Below are 18,850 nucleotides of genomic sequence, written 5' to 3' on the forward strand. Positions count from 1 at the left end.
GGGGCAGGAGGCTCGCCTACCAGATCTTTACGCGCTTATCCGGATCCAACCACATTTTATCGCCCTTTTTAATATGGAAAGCCTCGTAAAACTCCGGCACATCGGTAAATGGGCCATTAACGCGCATAAAGCCGGGTGCATGTTCATTGGTCAGTATCTGACTGGATAACGACTCCTTGCGCTCCTGACCAAGCCAACCCAAAGAATAGCCCAAAAAATAACGTTGTAATGGCGTTAGGCCGTTGATCGGTTTCCCTTCTTTATACTGATCAGTCTTTTTAAATGCATCAAGGCCAATTACGATACCTCCCAAATCGGCAATGTTTTCGCCTTGTGTGGCTTTGCCATTAACATGCAAACCATAAATGCTATAGCCATTAAACTGGTTTATGAGCATTTGGGCCCGCTGGGTAAACTTTACCGAATCCTGCGGCAGCCACCACCGTTTTAAATTCCCTTTTGCATCAAACAGCCTGCCTTCGTCATCAAAACCGTGTGTCATTTCGTGCCCAATGGTTGATGCCGCTGCATATCCATATATAACAGCATCGTCAATATCCTCGTCTCTGGAACCTGGGATAGTGAATATGCCTGCAGGCAATACAATTTCGTTGTTTGATGGATTGTAATAGGCGTTATAAGTTTGTGGTGTTATACCCCATTCGGTGCGGTCAACCGGTTTGCCCAGTTTGGCGGCGGTGTATTTATGCCACCAGTTATTGGCGCGCATTACATTTAAAGCATAAGGCCCGCGGTTAATTCCAAGGGTCTGAAAATCTTTCCACCTATCAGGGTAGCCAACCTTTGGCATTACTTTACTTAGTTTGTAATAGGCCTTTTCCTTTGTTTGGGGACTCATCCAATCCAACTTTTCAATATGTTCCTTAAAGGTCGCGCGCATGGTTTCTACCAATTTAACATAGCGTTCCTTTGTTTTTTCAGGGAAGTATTCTTTTACAAATATTTGCCCCAATACTTCGCCCATTAAATCGTTCTCGGTATCCAGCACCCGTTTCCAGCGGGGCAGTTGCTCTTTATTGCCATTAAGCACTGTGCCGTAAAAGCGGAATAGTTCCTGATCAAAAGGTTTGCTCAGATAAGGGCCAAAAGCGGTCACCAGGTTTTTACGCAGGTAGTTTTTCCAGTCATCAATACTATAGGTTTTCAGCGCTTTATTTAAGGCGCGGTAATACTCAGGCTGACCAACAATAACGGTATCAACATGCTTGTAGTCCATTTTTTTAAATGTTGATGCCCAATCAACATCCGGACTTAGTTTGCCTAAGCCGGCTAATGGCATTTTATTATAATTATGGTAAGGATCGCGCAGATCTTCCAATTTACGACTGCTATCGGCCAAAGATCTCTCCAGCTCGTACACCTTCTTAGTTGCTGCTATTGCCACATCGGGTTGCAGCCCCATGAGTTTAAAAATTGCAGGCAAATGCTTTTGCTGGTAATCAGTACGTACGGCAACGCTATGTGCATCCGTATTAAAATAATAATCGCGATTGGGCAGCCCTATGCCCGACTGATCAAGCTGCAATACTATTTTATCGCTGTTTTTGCTGTCCTGGCCGGGGTAAGCCCCAATAGGTGTTTCTACCCCAATATTTTTAAGATGCGCAAATTCCTCCATCAATCCCTTAACGTCTTTTACCTTGTCAATTTTGGCCAGTTCATCTTTAAGGGGAGATAAGCCTTGTTTTTCAATCTCAACGGTATCCATACCGCTGTAATAAAAATCACCTATTTTTTGAGTATTGCTGCCTTTAGGGGCATTGGCTTTAAGGGCATCCTCGTTTATTTTCTTCATGCGGTCGCGCAGTTCTTCTTCTACCACATTGCCAATTCCCCAGGCCGCGTATGCTGGTGGTATCGGATTTTTCCTGAGCCAGGTGCCATTGGCATATTTAAAAAAATCATCGCCGGGCTTTACCGTGGTATCCATGTTTTTAAAAACCGGATCGTTATCGGCATAAACTTTTGTTTTATCCTTACAGGCTGCAAGTAGTAACAAGCCAAAGGCACCTGCTGCAATTGCCCGGGGCGAATTTTTTTTGATCATAAATTTTAAGTGTATGTTATAAAATACAACGGATGTATGGAATAGTAGAATATGAAATAGCAATTTAATAAAAAAAATACCTTTTTAATATATGCCTTGAAAAAAACCGGCCAAAGAAACATCAAAATAGTAACAAACTTTCCTTAAAGTATCCAACCTGATATCTATCTTACCTGACTCTAACCGGGCAATATTGATATTGGTTTCGGTAAAAAACTTTTCTTGAGTTACCTGATTTTGCCTCCTCAGGTTTTTAATTTGGAGGGCTACTTTTTTCTTAAAAGCATCGTCGGAGTTGCTAAGATATTCAAAATCAGTAAGTAGCATGGTTGGGTATGGCTCTTTAGTAATTAGGTAACAATGTGGCGTGACAAATAAATAATATTATGTAATTAAAGTTCAGGAAAAATATTGGTAATAAATATATGTCTGAACAAATATTTACTGACGTTTAGGTGAGCCTATTTTAAAAATTGTGGCAGCAAAATTGTTTACTTCAATTCGCCCTGCATACGATCTGTGAAAAAAAAATTAAAATCACCTACCTGTGAAAAACTTTTTTTGAATTCTCAGACGCCCAAGTTGAGATTTTTTGTTCTTTGTTTTGGGTTTAATCAATAGTTTAAATTAATTAGGGGAAAGGGAGCTTTGAAAAAAGCTCTCTTTTTTTGTGCAATAATTTTTACTATGCGTGCATAGTAATCACTATATTTATTTTTTTAAATATTATGCATTTCGAATTTACAGAAGAACAGTTAATGATACGCCAGGCAGCGCGTGATTTTGCACAAACAGAATTAAAGCCCGGTGTAATTGAGCGCGATGAACATCAAAAATTTCCGGCCGCGCAGGTAAAAAAAATGGGCGAACTGGGATTTTTAGGAATGATGGTTTCGCCGCAATACGGTGGCAGTGGTATGGATGTTATATCATATGTGCTGGTAATGGAGGAACTTTCGAAAATTGATGCCTCTGCATCGGTAGTGGTTTCGGTAAATAACTCACTGGTTTGTTACGGTCTTGAAAAATACGGCACCGAAGAGCAAAAACAAAAATACCTGGTACCACTGGCCAAAGGCGAAGTGATTGGCGCGTTTTGTCTTTCAGAACCTGAAGCCGGTTCTGATGCCACTTCGCAGCGCACCACTGCTATTGACATGGGCGATCATTATCTGCTTAATGGCACCAAAAACTGGATCACCAACGGCAATTCGGCATCAACCTATTTGGTGATGGCTCAAACAGATGCCTCTAAAAAACATCATGGCATTAACGCGCTTATTGTTGAAAAAGGGATGGACGGTTTTACCGTTGGTCCTAAAGAAAATAAAATGGGCATACGCGGTTCTGATACCCATTCGCTTATGTTTACCGATGTTAAAGTACCTAAAGAGAACCGGATAGGCGATGAGGGTTTTGGATTTAAGTTTGCCATGAGCACCTTAGAGGGGGGCCGTATAGGCATTGCTTCACAGGCTTTGGGAATAGCCTCAGGAGCTCATGAACTTGCCGTGCAATACGCAAAAGAGCGTAAGGCTTTTGGTAAAACCATTGCCGATTTACAAGCCATTCAATTTAAACTGGCCGATATGGCTACTGAAATTGAAGCCGCGCGTTTACTATGCCTTAAAGCTGCCTGGTTAAAAGATCATGGGCACCCTTACGCGCAGGCCAGTTCAATGGCCAAACTTTTTGCTTCGGAAGTGGCTATGCGAACAACTATTGAGGCAGTGCAAATTCATGGTGGTTATGGTTTTGTTAAGGAGTACCATGTAGAACGCCTGATGCGTGATGCAAAAATTACACAGATATATGAAGGTACCTCTGAAATTCAGCGGATTGTGATTTCGCGTGAGGTGTTGAAATAGTTGACTTGTTGAGCCTCACCCTACCCACTCTTTTTGGAGAGTAATAGCCCATTATTGGACAGACGACAAGAATTAAACGCGGTATCGACTCACCCCGACATCGCTGCGCTTGTCACCCCTCTCTACGCTCCGCGTAAAGAAGGGATTTCAACATTTTTTTCCTTTACCCTCTTTGCGGCGAAGCCGGAGAGAGGGTAGTCCAGCGAAGCGTAGACCGGGTGAGTCAACTGTGGAGGAGAGGGTTCAAAATTGCGAAATTAAAGCCCGCTCCTTTGGAAAGGATTATTACATGAGGACTTCGCCGTTTAGGTGAGGCAAAATAGTTTGAAATAGTTGACTTGTTTTTATACTTTTGATAAAGTATATCAACTTAGTAGACTATTTTAAAGAATGAATTTTAAAACAATAATAACCACCTTATCATTTGCTTTGCTTTTACAGCCAACGTTTGCTCAAACCAAACTTAAAACGGGCTTATGGCGAGGTGCTCTTAAAACAGCATCAGGTGCCGAGATCCCTTTTAATTTTGATGTAAAAGATGTAGCAGCTAAACAAGAACTGGCTATAATTAATGGCGCCGAAAGATTTAAAGTAACGGATGTTACCACCAAAGGCGATTCGGTTTTTATACACATGCCTTTATTTGACTCCGAATTTAAGTTGAAATTAGATGGCGGCAATTTAAAAGGTCAGTGGGTAAAACACCTGGGCGAGCGTGATGCCGCTGTTGAATTTTCGGCCACACCTAATACGGCATGGCGATTTGTAAAAACACCGGATAAACCGACTTATAATATAGGAGGTAGGTGGGCGGCTGTTATGAGCGAAGGCGAGGGACGCGATACTACTGTTGGCGAGTTTAAACAGGATGGCAACAGACTTACGGGTACATTTTTAACCACTACCGGCGATTACCGCTTTTTGGAAGGAACTGTATCTGGCGATAAATTATACCTGTCGTGCTTTGATGGCGGCCATGCCTATACCTTTACTGCCACGATTAAGGATGCACGAACTTTAATTGATGGTAAGTTTTATGCCGGAGCCACCTCTGTACAGCCTTGGACAGCGGTTAAGGATGAGAATGCCAAATTGCCTGATGCTTATTCGCTTACCGCGCTTAAACCGGGATATAAAAAAATAGATTTTACTTTTAAGGACATTAATGGTAAGGAAGTTTCATTGCAGGACGCCCGATATAAAAACAAAGTGGTTATTGTACAGATCTTAGGCTCATGGTGCCCTAACTGTATGGACGAAACGGCCTACATGGTGAACTACTACAAAAAGTATCAATCTAAAGGGGTTGAAGTTATTGGTCTGGCTTATGAGCGTACCACCGATTTTGAGAAATCAAAAAACGCGGTGCTGCAAATAAAGAACCGGTTTAATGTGCCGTATCCTTTATTAATAACCGGTTATACCAGTAACAAGGTTGAAACAGCTAAAAGTCTGCCCATGCTGACTAAAGTGGTTGGTTTCCCTACCACTATTATTATTGATAAAAGCGGCGACGTACGTAAAATTCATACCGGCTTTAGTGGCCCTGGTACCGGTGAGCATTATACCGAGTTTATCAGCGAGTTTGAAAAACTGACGGATGATCTGTTATCGGAAAGCCCCCCAGCCCCCTAAAGGGGGAGCCTCTTGATGTGCAGATATGCAAATTTCAGATGTGCAAATGATTTTATAAAAAAACAGAAAGCCCGGCTTCAAAGAAGCCGGGCTTTCTGTTACAAGGGTAATTCAAAGGCTCCCCCTTTAGGGGGCTGGGGGGCTTAAAGTTTGCCCCACTCCAAAATAATCTTCCAGTTCATTTAGGGTTGATGAGCTGGTGGCTATATCTTTAATAATGATGCCCTTTTCCATCAGTAAAATACGGTCGCACACATCGGTAATATGGTTAAGGTCATGGCTGGATACTATGTTGGTAATGCCCTGGTTCCTGTTTGCCTCCTTTAGCATGTTTTTAAGCCTGAACTGTGTGCTGGGGTCAATATTGGCAAAAGGTTCATCCAGCATGAGTAATTGCGGGTTTTGCAGCAGGCATGATGCCACCCCAACCTTACACTGGTTGCCTTTTGACAGATCGCGGATATATTTGCCCCTGTTCAAGATCTCATCGTTAAAAAAATCGCCCAGTTTGGCTAAAGCTTCTTCAACCTGGGCCTGGCTTTGCTGGTGCAGCCCGCCAATAAAATAAAGGTACTCCTCGGGCGTGAGGTAATCTATTAAAAAACCTTCGTCAAGGTATGATGCGGTATAGGCTTTCCAGTTTTCATGACCGGCCACTACTTCGCCGTTTGATAATACTTCGCCGGTTTCGGGGCGTATCAGGTCAAGGATCATGCGGAACAGCGTGGTTTTACCCGCGCCGTTGTTGCCCACCAGGCCAACACTTTCGCCTTTGCGTATCTCCAAATGCGGCACATCAACAACGGTGATGCCGTTATAAACTTTTTTAAGACTCTTTATCTCAATCATATTATTTATTTCTGAAGCCTTCGGCTATCTGGTATCGTTTAGTGTAAAAATCGGCTTCCAGTTGTTTTATCCAATAGTTACGGGTTAGTAAAAATGTTACAGCTATTGCCGCCAATAAAGCCAGGCCTATGTCCGGGTGTTTAAAAAGGGCTAACGGACCGTAAAAGATATAAGGCGCTATTAAAAGCGGAAATGTGAGCAATAGCTGGGTAGCGCCCACACCTTCCCAATTGAACGATGCGCCCTTTGACAGATCGATGCGCTTAAAATTACGGTTGGCAAAAAACAGCACTATGGTGGTATTTATCCCGATGTTCCATAAGTACATCACAAAGTGGACCAACAAAACATGCCATCCAAAATATACATAAGGCGTGGTTAATAAAAAGGCCGCGGTTGATACGATGGTGAACAACAGATATTTGGCCTTCACAAAATCGGTAAAGCTGATGTTGTTCACCAGCAAACCATCAAAGTGCGATGCCTGCCAGCTAAACATAAACTGACCGTAATTGATAATGAATATACCCGTCATGAACATACCTGCAAATATTTTAAAGCCCTCGCCATATTCTTTTTGGGTATAAAATATCAGTCCGTAAAACATAAAGAACAGGCCCATAATGAGGGATGATCTTGACCGTTTATTACGCAACACCAGCTTAATCTCGTTAGCTGCCAGATCGCCAACGGCACCAAAACGGGCAAGGAACGGGATATCGGTATTGCTTTTATATGTTTTTATTTTATGCGCGGTAAGCTCTTCGAGGTATAGGTTTTGTTTGAGGTATAAAAAGTTAAAATAGTACATGACAACCCCGAGTACCAATGGTATTACTGCCAGGGCGGGTATGGTGAGTAAACGCCCGAAGAACGCGTAAGATATATCGTGCAGGGAGTATAGGTGCCATTTGAAATCGCAGGTAGTGATTAGTATTAAAACAATAGCGGCAATCAGGAATACCCAGCCATTGAGGTTTGATCTTCTTTTAATATAAAGTGCCAGGTAGTTGTTAAATACCGTAAGACCGATAATGGCAACCACAAAGGCAAATGAAACCAGCAAACCCGAGTCGGTTGCTACAACTTTAAAAACAAAGGGGAAGAATAGTACAAACGGCCAAAGATTAAATACAGATAAAACCGCAGTTAAAGCCAGGTAACGCACCAGGGTGTTGCGCTTAATGGGTAAATGCAGGTAAGGCTGAACCCGTAGTGTAGGCAGTTCCTGCAGCTGCAGGCGCATCAGCAGATCGAACAAAAAATAGATCAAAATGATACCGCAGAATGATTTTACCAGGTCGTCATTTGGAAAAACTTCTTCTAAAATCTTATCTAAAAACACGCCTACAAATAACACATTCAGAAACAGGTAAAGGATCAAAATGCCCATTACCACACGTATGGCAATGCTTTTGCCTGTGTTTTTTGATCGCCAGAAAGCTTTTAACTCATGCCTGATAAAAGTAGTTACCATGTATTGTTTGAAGATAAGTTTTGGTTGAAGATAATGAAACAGGAATCGAGTATCAAGTACTTAGTATCAAGTATCAAGATTTCTTTCACTTTGATGCCTGCTTTCAAACATAACAGGTATAGATGATAAAAGTGGTGACAGTGTTTTGTCACCAGGGTCATTTATTTAAGTGGTTGATTATCAGTAGTTCATTGGTGTTCATGAGCGTTCACGGGTGTGGATATGAACAGTTACAGGCATATAGAAGCTATCTTGAAACCCGGATGGAGTATCAAGTAATTAGTATCATGTATCAAGATTTTTGGGGAGACTATCGCATCGCTCTAAAAGCTATCTTGATACATGATACTAATTTTAATACTTATACCTTTCGCCCCACAATTTTTTCAACTTTTCTTTTGATTCATTCTCGCGGGCATTATTGCCTGGATCATAAATTTTGGTGCCTTTAATAGCATCGGGTAAAAAGTCGAGCTCGGTAAAATTACCTTCATAACTATGGGCATATTTATAATCTTTTCCATAGCCTATATTTTTCATAAACTTAGTAGGGGCGTTGCGCAGGTGCAGCGGAACAGGGAGGTCGCCGGTTTGGCGTACCAATGCCATTGCCGCCCCAATTGCCGTGGTTGCCGAATTACTTTTGGCCGATGTTGCCAGGTAGATGGCTGTTTGCGATAATATAAGCTGCGACTCGGGCATACCGATCTTGTTCACCGCTTCAAAACAGCTTTGCGCCAGTAAAAGGGCATTTGGATTGGCGTTCCCTATATCTTCAGATGCCAGGATCAGCATACGGCGGGCAATAAACAGAGGGTCCTCGCCACCTATGATCATGCGGGCCAGCCAGTAAACCGCGCCGTTAGGGTCTGATCCCCGCATGGATTTGATAAAGGCCGATATGATATCATAATGCTGTTCGCCGGTTTTATCGTAAAGCGCCATGTTTTGCTGTACATGCTCCAATACCACCTCGTCGGTTAAAGTTATTTCGGGGCTATCAAAGGCGTTTACCAGCAGCTCGAAAATATTGAGCAGCTTACGCGCGTCGCCGCCTGAAAGGCGCAGCAGTGCTTCATGGTCCTTTATGATGATTTTTTTATCCTGCAACACTACATCATCTTTCATGGCCTTATCCAACAGGTTTAGCAAGTCTTCTTCGGCCAGTGGTTGCAAAATATATACCTGGCACCGCGATAGCAAAGCCGAGATCACCTCGAACGATGGATTTTCGGTAGTGGCACCTATCAAGGTTACTATGCCGCGTTCTACCGCGCCCAGTAAAGAATCCTGCTGCGATTTGGAGAAACGGTGTATTTCATCAATAAACAATATGGGTAGCGTTTCGCCTTGTTCTTTTAATAACGATGCCTTTTCGATCACCTCCCGCACATCTTTTACACCAGAGTTGATGGCACTTAATGAAAAGAACGGACGGTACAACGACTGCGAAATGATATAAGCCAGCGTTGTTTTACCCACCCCCGGCGGCCCCCAGAACAACATGGATGGCAGCGTGCCCGATTCGATGGCTTTGCGCAAAACCGCGCCTGGCCCTACAAGATGTTTTTGCCCAACATAATCGTCGAGCGATTTTGGGCGCATACGTTCGGCTAAAGGAGGCAGATTGTTCATATTGGTAAAATTCAGAAAACTAAATGCTAAATCCTAAAAAAATTAGTAATTTAATCGGCGCTAATAACTACAACATGTCATTGCGAGACAGAAGCAATGTTTTAGAAAAGTATTTAGACCTTGTTCTTTTTAGGATTTTGCCGGTTATCAATAAAAGCGATCAGTTCAATGGATTGACTTTTAGGCTTTATTCTGTAAACCAATGAAACTTGTTTGATTATTACACCGATATGTGTATGTTTTATTTTGGCAGATTTACGAAACATTAAAGGTTGGGTCTGTAACGTTTCGAGATACTCATTTACACGAGCCGACAGTTTCGCCACGATCTGCTTCGGCCAAGCCCTCCATCACATCTTTTTGCTGCTCATCACTCAACTCATCGAGCCAATCAGCTTTTCTACCCGATAAAAAGGCTTTTACATCCATGATCAACCCTTCATCATTAGTATTCATGATGGTTTGTAAAAGATTCAGTTTCTCGGCTTGAATGTTCATGCTATTCAATTTAATGCTAAAATAATTATTTATTTTGTCAAAAGCACATCAATTGATCAATAACAACCAAATGCTTAAACAGTTTAACCAATCCAACTACCGCGCCATCTGTGATGAACTTGCCGCTGCCGATGCTGATCTGGCCAATATCATTAATACCCATGGTTACCCGCCGTTATGGTCGCGGCCGAATACATTTGAAACCCTTGTACATATCATTCTGGAGCAACAGGTGTCGCTTGCATCGGCACTATCAGCATTAAATAAACTGCGGGAGCGGGTACAGGATATTACCCCGGCAAGGGTACTATTGCTTACCGACGAGGAATTTAAAGCCTGTTATTTCAGTCGTCAAAAAACTACTTATACCAAATACCTGGCCGAGGCCGTCATCAGCGGGCAAATCAACTTAACCGAATTGGAGCAATTACCTGATGAGGAGATCCGCGCCAAGCTTACCGCCCTGAAAGGCATAGGCAACTGGACTGCCGATGTGTACCTGATGTTTGTACTACAACACGCCGATATTTTCCCGGTTGGCGACCTTGCCGCCGTAAACGCATTAAAAAGAGTAAAGAAATTACCCAAAGAAACCACAAGGGAAGAATTAATTTCAATGGCAGAACAATGGCAGCCTTACCGTACGGTGGCCTCGATGCTGTTGTGGCATTATTACCTGTCAGCTCCGGCCCCCCGGCCCCCTAAAGGGGGAGCTTTTTGATTCGCATGTTTAATCCAACTATAACAAACGAAATAAATGAACAACGCCCGGCTCAAAGAGCCGGGCGCTTCAATAAGATTTTCAAAAGCTCCCCCTTTAGGGGGCCGGGGTGCGTCTACACGTTAAACAACCCGTTCCTTTCCTGCTCCTGGTAGTTTTGTACGGTTTCAATGGCGTTGTCAACCACATCGCTTAGGGCGGTGATAAACGTGCCTGGTTTGGCAAGGCTCATCGCGTGTTTAATGGCATCAACCTCTTTTGGTATTACCTCAAATGGTTTATTGGCATCAACGGATTGAATACCTTCTGTAAGCAGGCTCAAAATATTTTCGGCAGTACGGCCACGCAAGTGTTTTTCCTGGCGCAGGATGATATAATCAAACATCTCGGCAGATATTTTGCCCAGTTCGCGGATGTCATCATCGCGCCTGTCGCCGGTGCCTGCAATAATACCAATCTTGAGTGGCGAGTCAATATGGCTTAAAAATGCCTTGATACCATTATAGCCATCAGGATTGTGTGCAAAATCGATCATGAAACGGAAATCCCTGAACTCAAAAATGTTCATCCTTCCCGGCGTTTGCGCTGCCGAAGGGATAAAGGTTTCTAGCGACATTTTAATATCCTCAGTTTTAAATCCCCATAAAAATGCAGCCAGTGTGGCGGCCAGTACATTCTCAATCATGAACGGAACTGTGCCCCCAAAAGTTAGCGGGATCAGGATAGTACGTTGTACACGGATCTTCCAGTCGCCTTTTTGTATGGTAATAAAACCGTTTTCGCAAATGGCAGCAATGCCGCCTTTGCGGCAATGCGATTTGATGATCGGGTTATTCTCGTTGCGGCTGAAATAGGCAATATTACACTCGGCCCTTTTGCCAATACGTACACAATGTTCATTATCGGCATTTAAAACACCCCATCCATCCTTTTTAACGGAGTTAAGTACTACACTTTTTACCCTTGCCAGATCGTCAAGGGTGTGAATATCTGCCAAACCCAAGTGGTCTTCCTGTATATTGGTTACCACGCCTATATCGCAAAAACCAAAACCCAGGCCCGAACGAAGGATGCCCCCGCGAGCGGTTTCCAGTACGGCAAAGTCAACTGTAGGGTCGCGCAAAATAAACTCGCTGCTCACCGGGCCGGTAGTATCACCCTTGAGCATCATATTGTTCTGCACATAAATACCATCAGAGGTGGTAAAGCCTACCCGGTGACCGTTGTTTTTTACAATATGTGCAATTAAACGTGTTGTAGTGGTTTTACCGTTAGTGCCCGTTATAGCAATAATAGGTATCCGTGCCGATTTACCGGTTGGATAAAGCATATCCAATACATGCCCGGCAACGTTGCGCGGCAAGCCCTCGCTCGGCGCAATATGCATCCGGAAGCCAGGCGCGGCGTTAACCTCCAATACCACACCGCCATTGTCGGTAAGTGGTTCGGTCAGGTTTTGGGCCATGATATCAATGCCGCATATATCCAGACCAATAATTTTTGAGATGCGCTCGCAAATGAAAATATTTTGCGGGTGAACATGGTCGGTAACGTCAACAGAAGTACCACCGGTGCTTAAGTTGGCGGTTGATTTTACAAACACCTTTTCGTCTTTTGCCGGTACGGTATCAAGCGTGTAACCTTTCTTTTCCAGCAGGTCAAGTGTATCGCGATCAATCGCAATAAGTGTAAGCACGTTCTCATGCCCGTAGCCGCGGCGCGGGTCAGCATTCTCTTTATCTATAAGTTGCTGAATGGTTGATGTTCCATCACCCATTACATGTGCGGGGTCACGCAGGGCGGCGGCCACCATTTTATTATCTATCACCAATACCCTGAAATCGTAGCCGGTAATAAATCGTTCTACAATAACCTTTGATGATATTTTGGCGGCATGTTCATAGGCCGCGATAGCATCTTCTTCAGTTCTGATATTGATAGATATGCCACGCCCGTGATTGCCATTAAGCGGCTTAAACACCAGCGGGAAACCCACTTTGCGGATAGCTTCGGTCACACCTTCAATGGATGAAATGGTGATGCCTTTGGCAACAGGAATAGCCTGCTCTTGCAGCATCCGTTTGGTTTCGTCTTTATTACTGGCAATATCAACAGCAATGCTGCTGGTTTTTTCGGTCATGGTAGCGCGGAAACGGACCTGGTTTTTACCATAACCCAACTGTACTAATGATTGGTTGTTGAGCCTGATCCAGGGAATATCGCGGGCAATGGCCTCTTCTACTATGGAGCCTGTACTTGGTCCCAGGCGGGTATTTTCACGGATCTCGCGCATTTGCTGTATATCAGTGTCAAGGTCATAATCCTCGCCCTTGATCAATGCCGCTGCTATTCGTACTGCCGATTCTGCCGCGAAAACGCCAACCTTCTCTTCCAGGTAAGCAAATACTACATTGTATACGCCTCTGGTTTTGGTTTCGCGGGTGCGGCCAAAGCCGGTATCCATTCCGGCAAGTGTTTGAATTTCGAGTGCTATGTGTTCAATAACATGGCCCATCCAGGTACCTGCTATCACCCGCTGAAAAAAACCTCCGGGTACACCTGGCGAACAGCGATGGGTATACAGGCTGGGCAGCAGATTTTCAAGCCGCTCATAAAATCCATCAATTTCGTTGGTGGGCTTATGCTCCATCTCCTGCAGGTCAAGCCGCATTTGTATTAATTTTTTACGGCGGATACTCCAAATGTTTGGTCCGCGCAATACTTGTATATTCTCGATCTTCATACGTTGATTACAAAACTTTAAACCGGCTTAATTTCTTTAAAACTATAAAACTTAATAGTGTAAATAAAACTTTATAGGTAAAAAGACATTAAATGTTTACAAGAGCCTGCGTATGTGCAGGTTTTTATCTTAATTTGTATTAATATATTGTTAAAATTATGATTGTCCCGAAAGGAAAACTAATAATTATAGGCGGAGCAGTTGATATGGGGAGTAATGTTACCATTCAGGAGCATATATTGCAACCCGATTATATTAAATTTTTTGAACAGGGCATTTTAAAGCGCATCATCACCGAATCTGCCAAACATGAAGGCTCCTTAATTGAAGTAATAACTACAGCATCCCAAATTCCGGAGCTGGTTGGCAATGAATACATCAAGGCCTTTGGCCAGTTAAATGTTACCAATGTTAATGTGCTGCACATTAAAAGTCGCGAGGACGCGGGCAACAAGGAATACCTTGACCGTATCCGAAAAGCCGATGTAGTGATGTTTAGTGGTGGCGATCAGCTTAGGCTTACCGCCATTTTTGGAGGCACCGAGTTTTTACAGATATTAAAACAGCGTTACGTAAAAGAAAACTTTGTAATAGCAGGTACATCGGCAGGGGCGGCAGCCGCTTCAACCCATATGATCTATCGCGGGCAAAGTAACGAAGCATTGATCAAAGGCGAGGTACAGATCACCGCAGGTCTTGGTTTTATTGATTCGGTAATTGTTGATACCCACTTTGTTCAGCGGGGGCGTATTGGCCGTTTAATGTATGCTGTAGCTACCAACCCGGGTATTTTAGGTATAGGCCTGGGCGAGGATACCGGTTTGCTGGTAACCGAAGGCAGTATGATGGAGGCTATTGGATCGGGCTTAATTATTTTGGTGGATGGCCGTAACATTGTGGCAACCAATATTTATGATGTAGAAATAGGTTCGCCGGTTTCTATCGATAATCTGAAAGTACATGTGATGTCTATTTTTGATAAATATGATCTGGCCCAGCACCGTTTGATCATCAAAAAAACGGTTAAAGTGGAGGATGGCGTTTTTATACACGCACCTGATAGCGGTAACTTGCTGCAATAAAGGATTCACCCAAACCCTTCCCGGAAAGAGTGCTTTAAACCCGCTGCAAGTAGAGGGAGACTCCATTTCGTTACAGGAAATAAACCGATCATAAAAGAGTTATAGTTTATACAGCTTTTGGATCAATCAACCCAGCTCAAAATGAAGATCATTATACATGGCGGTTTTTTTAGCGAATCGCAAACCAACCAGGAAATAAAGCAAGCCAAACAAGAGGCTTTAAGGGAGATAGTGGAATTAGGTTATAAATACCTTTTAAATCATACCGCTTTAGAAACGGTGGTTTATACCGTGCGTCTGCTGGAAGATTGTGAGCTTTTTAACGCGGGCACCGGCTCGCAGATCCAAAGTGATGGCCGCATACGGCTAAGTGCCTCCTTAATGGATGGTAAAACACAGCGTTTTTCGGGTGTTATTAATATTGAGGATGTAAAGAACCCCATTTGTATAGCCGAAAAGCTGTTGGATTATGAGGATCGTGTTTTAAGCGGTAAGGGTGCACGTGATTTTGCCACTAACAATGGTGTAACCTATTATAACCCCGAAACACCGCAGCGCCGCCATGAGTATGAACAAAAACTAAGAGACTCTATAAGACTGGGCACCGTGGGTTGTGTAGCACTTGATTTATATGGTAACCTGGCTGCGGCCACCTCAACCGGGGGCAAAGGCTTTGAGATACCAGGCAGGGTAAGCGATTCTGCAACTACAGCGGGCAATTATGCCAATGGTTATGCCGCGATTTCATGCACTGGGGTAGGTGAGGATATTGTAAGCGGCTCCGTAGCTTCAAAAATTGTTACCCGCGTTACCGATGGTATGCCCATATCCATGGCCACTGATAAAACGTTTGATGAATTAAAGCCATTTGATGGCTTTGCGGGCATTGTAGGTATATCAGCCGAAGGTCATATTTATCATGCCGATACCCATCCTTATATGGTTTGGGCCCTGCATGATGGCGATATAGAGATTTTTGAATAAATTAAAATTATTAATTATAACATTGTGTTAGTTTCTTTCGTTAAAGGAGCTGGTTAAGCAAATTGCCTGTTACAGATATTGTTTAACTGCAATATATTATTATATTTGTTTATCTGATTGATTTATATTAAGCCCAGTCAAAGATTAAATGAGATTCATTTTACTTCTAATCTTATGTTCCTTTAGCCTGTCTGTGTCTGCACAGTGGTATAAGTATAACCCATTTAAAAAGCATACCCGCTATCCGCAAATTGCCCTTTTAAAGGATAATTCCATAAAAAGATTACCCATTGTCCAAATCACAAAAAGCAAGATCCAATATGCGCAAATTGTGCGTACCCCTTACTCGCTTTTTTTGATGGAGGCATCGGTAATGAAAACGGCCCAGCATAACATGCGTTTCCGGGTTTATAATTCTGCCAGTTATAATTTTAGTGACCTTGCTCAAATGTACCTGAAACAAAACAGGCTATCAGAAGCTAAGTGGTATTTGCTGCAAAGTTTACAGATATCGCGCCAGCAAAATGATAACCGGCATACCATTACCAACCTTATAAACCTGGCTGCGGTAAAAACCGGCTATGGCGATTTTACACAAGCTAAACAGGATCTTGCTGAGGCACGTACCCTGGCCAGTTCACTTGGTCTTACTATGGATGTAGCCGCGGTTGATAAGCAAATGCGCTACCTGCAGGATAACAAAAGCACGCTAAAAACAGAGATTCGCTATGCCGAAACTGCTGATACAGACCCCAAAGCAGCTATAAAATAAATTTTTTATGTAACATTAGCGTAAAATGCTGAGGGTTATATACTACAACTAAAACATTATCGTATAATTGTTATTGTAATTAAGAGACAGCTTTTTGACTGTCTCTTTTTATTTACATTAGCAAATAAATATTAGGCACAAATATTGATGTTTTACACAACCCCCGATTTAATTAGAGTAAAAGATATGTTTAAGAAAGTATATTTAGTATTGGTGCTGGCCGCTGCACTTGCCTGCAAAGCATCACCATCAAAACCTATAAAAGTTCCCGGTTCAACCGATCTCCAACCTGATGAACAACAAAGTGTTGTTTGTAAGCAAATCGCATCCCTTATATCAAATTATAATTATAAAAAGGTTGATCTGAATGATTCAGTATCAACAATTATTTATGATCGTTATTTAAAAGCGCTTGATGAAAATCACAGTTATTTTTTAGCGTCGGATGTTAAGGATTTTGAAAAATATAAGACTGTGCTTGACGATGATCTGAAAAGCGGCAACCTGAATGATGCCTTTTACATATTCAATGTTTTTCAAAAAAGATACATTGAGCATGTAAACTACTCACTGGCCCAGCTTAATAAAAACTTCGATTTTAATAAGAAAGAAGAGTTTGTTTATGACCGCGACAAATTGCCATGGCCTGCTACACAAGCCGATATGGATGCTATGTGGTCGCAGCGTGTAAAATATGATCTGCTTAACCTGAAATTGGCCAACAGCGATATGGCTAAAAATAAGGAAACTTTGAAAAAGCGCTACCAGAACTTATTGTCGCAAGCCAATAAACTGTCAAATCAGGACGTTTTTCAATATTTTATGGATGCCTTTACCGAGGCTATTGATCCGCATACCAACTATTTTAACCCATCAAACGCGGCAAATTTTAATATCGAAATGTCGCGTCAGTTAGAGGGTATCGGAGCATCTCTTCTCACTGAGAATGAGTATGTGACCATTAAAACGGTAGTTCCGGGTGGCCCGGCTGATAAAAGCCACCAGATAAATATTGACGATCGCATTATTGGTGTTGCACAAGGCAAAACCGGCGAGTTTCAAAACGTAGTAGGCTGGCGCATTGAAAATGCCATAGCCTTAATACGTGGTACCAAAGGTACTGTTGTTAAGCTTGAAATATTACCGGCAGGTGTTGGTGCTGGCGGCAAACCAAAAGTTGTTGAAATGGTACGCGAAAAGATCATTTTAAAAGATCAGTCGGCTAAAAAAGAGATACGCACCTATAACAACAATGGAAAAACCGTAAAAATTGGTGTGATTGCTATACCGGCTTTTTATATCGATTTTAATGATTACAAAGCAGGTAACCCTAACTATAAAAGCACTACGCACGATGTTAAGCTGATCTTAGATACCCTAAAACGTGAAAATGTGGATGGTATAGTGATCGATCTGCGCGAAAACGGTGGCGGTTCACTGATGGAAGCTATTGAGCTTACCGGTTTGTTTATAAAAACCGGTCCGGTAGTACAGGTTAAGGATACTAAGGAACAAATAGATGTTGATAAGGACGATGATCCGGGAATATCTTATACAGGCCCTATGGGTATCCTGGTTGACCGTTTTAGCGCTTCGGCATCTGAAATATTTGCAGGCGCTATACAGGATTACGGTCGCGGCCTGATACTGGGCACCCAAACCTATGGTAAAGGATCGGTACAAAGTGCAATTGACCTTGACCGTGTGTTAGGCTCGCCTATCCGCGACAAAATTAACCAACTGGCGGGCGGTGGAAATAAGAAAGTATCAACCGGTAGTCAAAGTACTTATGGCCAGCTTAACTTAACCATTGCCAAGTTTTACCGCATCAGTGGTAATTCAACACAACATAAAGGTGTAATGCCCGATATTCAGTTCCCATCATTAATTCCGTTGGATAAATATGGTGAGGATACCGAGCCATCTGCAATGCCTTTTGATATCATCGCCAAAACCGATTATACCAAAACCGGCGATTTTACAGGTGTGTTACCACAAATTAAAAAACTGCATGATCAGCGTATGGCCACCAGCGACAGTTATAAATACATGCTGGAAGATATTGCCGATTTTAAAAAGCATGATACTGAAAACAGCGTAACCCTTAACGAGGCTGAGCTAAAGAAAGAACGCGATGCTGATGAGAAAAAAGCATTGGATCGCAATAACCTGCGCCGCGTTGCTTTAGGTTTACCAGCGCTCAAAAAGGGACAATCAAAACCTAAAAATGAGGACCTTGATTTTGTAAAACGCGAAGCCGGCCAGATCATGACCGACTATATTAGCCTGGAACCAAAATTGACAAGCGTAACGCCGCAGTAAAGGCCCCCCAGCCCCCTAAAGGGGGAGTTCTTGAATTAACATATTTAAGCCTGGCTCTTTTTAGAGCCGGGCTTTGTTGTTTTATAATCACCCGTCATTGCTGTAAAGGTCAGATAATTCGAGGACAAGAATAGCTAAATTAAGAGCTATGCGCATCAACACGAACGACCTCACCCTGAAACGGAATTACTTGCAG

14 protein-coding genes are annotated in these 18,850 nt (G+C 42.8%); 7 read left to right on the top strand and 7 right to left on the bottom strand.

Annotation, left to right across the window (positions count from 1 at the left end):
• Positions 1–16: 16 nt before the first annotated feature.
• Both M2273_RS26420 and M2273_RS26425 read right to left on the bottom strand, forming a co-directional pair.
• A complete protein-coding gene (locus M2273_RS26420; RefSeq protein ID WP_429400779.1) occupies positions 17–2,068 on the bottom strand; it encodes a M13 family metallopeptidase in 2,052 nt (683 codons plus the stop codon).
• A gap of 84 nt (positions 2,069–2,152) precedes the next feature.
• Complete coding sequence (locus M2273_RS26425) at positions 2,153–2,395, bottom strand: helix-turn-helix domain-containing protein (protein ID WP_183557205.1); 243 nt, start codon at positions 2,393–2,395, stop codon at positions 2,153–2,155.
• 401 nt (positions 2,396–2,796) lie between these two features.
• On the opposite strand from M2273_RS26425, the gene M2273_RS26430 reads away from it, so the two are divergent.
• Together M2273_RS26430 and M2273_RS26435 are read left to right on the top strand one after the other, a co-directional pair.
• On the top strand, positions 2,797–3,936 hold the full coding sequence (locus M2273_RS26430; RefSeq protein WP_429400780.1) for an acyl-CoA dehydrogenase: 1,140 nt from the start codon (positions 2,797–2,799) through the stop codon (positions 3,934–3,936).
• A 390-nt stretch (positions 3,937–4,326) separates the two neighbouring features.
• Positions 4,327–5,571, top strand: coding sequence for a peroxiredoxin family protein (locus M2273_RS26435; protein WP_429400781.1), 1,245 nt, complete (start codon positions 4,327–4,329; stop codon positions 5,569–5,571).
• Positions 5,572–5,697: 126 nt separating this feature from the next.
• On the opposite strand, the gene M2273_RS26440 is transcribed toward M2273_RS26435, so the two are convergent.
• The 4 genes from M2273_RS26440 to M2273_RS26455 form a co-directional block, all read right to left on the bottom strand.
• Entirely contained in the window at positions 5,698–6,420 is a 723-nt protein-coding gene (locus tag M2273_RS26440; RefSeq protein WP_429400782.1) for an ABC transporter ATP-binding protein, read from the bottom strand.
• A 1-nt stretch (position 6,421) separates the two neighbouring features.
• Entirely contained in the window at positions 6,422–7,897 is a 1,476-nt protein-coding gene (locus tag M2273_RS26445) for a DUF5687 family protein (protein WP_429400783.1), read from the bottom strand.
• 354 nt (positions 7,898–8,251) lie between these two features.
• Positions 8,252–9,532, bottom strand: a complete 1,281-nt coding sequence (locus M2273_RS26450; protein ID WP_429400784.1) for a replication-associated recombination protein A — start codon at positions 9,530–9,532, stop codon at positions 8,252–8,254.
• 297 nt (positions 9,533–9,829) lie between these two features.
• Positions 9,830–10,030: a hypothetical protein gene (locus M2273_RS26455; protein ID WP_429400785.1), complete on the bottom strand. Its 201-nt coding sequence runs from the start codon at positions 10,028–10,030 to the stop codon at positions 9,830–9,832.
• A gap of 34 nt (positions 10,031–10,064) precedes the next feature.
• On the opposite strand from M2273_RS26455, the gene M2273_RS26460 reads away from it, so the two are divergent.
• Positions 10,065–10,751 (top strand): DNA-3-methyladenine glycosylase family protein, encoded by a 687-nt coding sequence (locus tag M2273_RS26460; protein WP_429400786.1) that lies wholly within the window; start codon positions 10,065–10,067, stop codon positions 10,749–10,751.
• 115 nt (positions 10,752–10,866) lie between these two features.
• Here M2273_RS26460 and cphA read toward each other — a convergent pair whose 3' ends face one another.
• The gene (cphA, locus tag M2273_RS26465) at positions 10,867–13,494 is read right to left on the bottom strand and encodes a cyanophycin synthetase (RefSeq protein ID WP_429400787.1); all 2,628 of its coding nucleotides are present in this window, start codon (positions 13,492–13,494) and stop codon (positions 10,867–10,869) included.
• A gap of 158 nt (positions 13,495–13,652) precedes the next feature.
• Between cphA and M2273_RS26470 the strand changes: the two genes are divergently transcribed.
• From M2273_RS26470 to M2273_RS26485, 4 genes are all read left to right on the top strand, one after another.
• A complete protein-coding gene (locus M2273_RS26470) occupies positions 13,653–14,576 on the top strand; it encodes a cyanophycinase (RefSeq protein ID WP_429400788.1) in 924 nt (307 codons plus the stop codon).
• Positions 14,577–14,717: 141 nt separating this feature from the next.
• The gene (locus tag M2273_RS26475; protein ID WP_429400789.1) at positions 14,718–15,560 is read left to right on the top strand and encodes an isoaspartyl peptidase/L-asparaginase; all 843 of its coding nucleotides are present in this window, start codon (positions 14,718–14,720) and stop codon (positions 15,558–15,560) included.
• A 148-nt stretch (positions 15,561–15,708) separates the two neighbouring features.
• Complete coding sequence (locus tag M2273_RS26480) at positions 15,709–16,332, top strand: hypothetical protein (protein ID WP_429400790.1); 624 nt, start codon at positions 15,709–15,711, stop codon at positions 16,330–16,332.
• 186 nt (positions 16,333–16,518) lie between these two features.
• Positions 16,519–18,654, top strand: a complete 2,136-nt coding sequence (locus tag M2273_RS26485) for a carboxy terminal-processing peptidase (RefSeq protein WP_429400791.1) — start codon at positions 16,519–16,521, stop codon at positions 18,652–18,654.
• Positions 18,655–18,850 lie beyond the last annotated feature (196 nt).

The sequence above is a fragment of the Mucilaginibacter lappiensis genome (assembly GCF_050433765.1).
In the GTDB taxonomy this organism is placed as follows: domain Bacteria; phylum Bacteroidota; class Bacteroidia; order Sphingobacteriales; family Sphingobacteriaceae; genus Mucilaginibacter; species Mucilaginibacter lappiensis_A.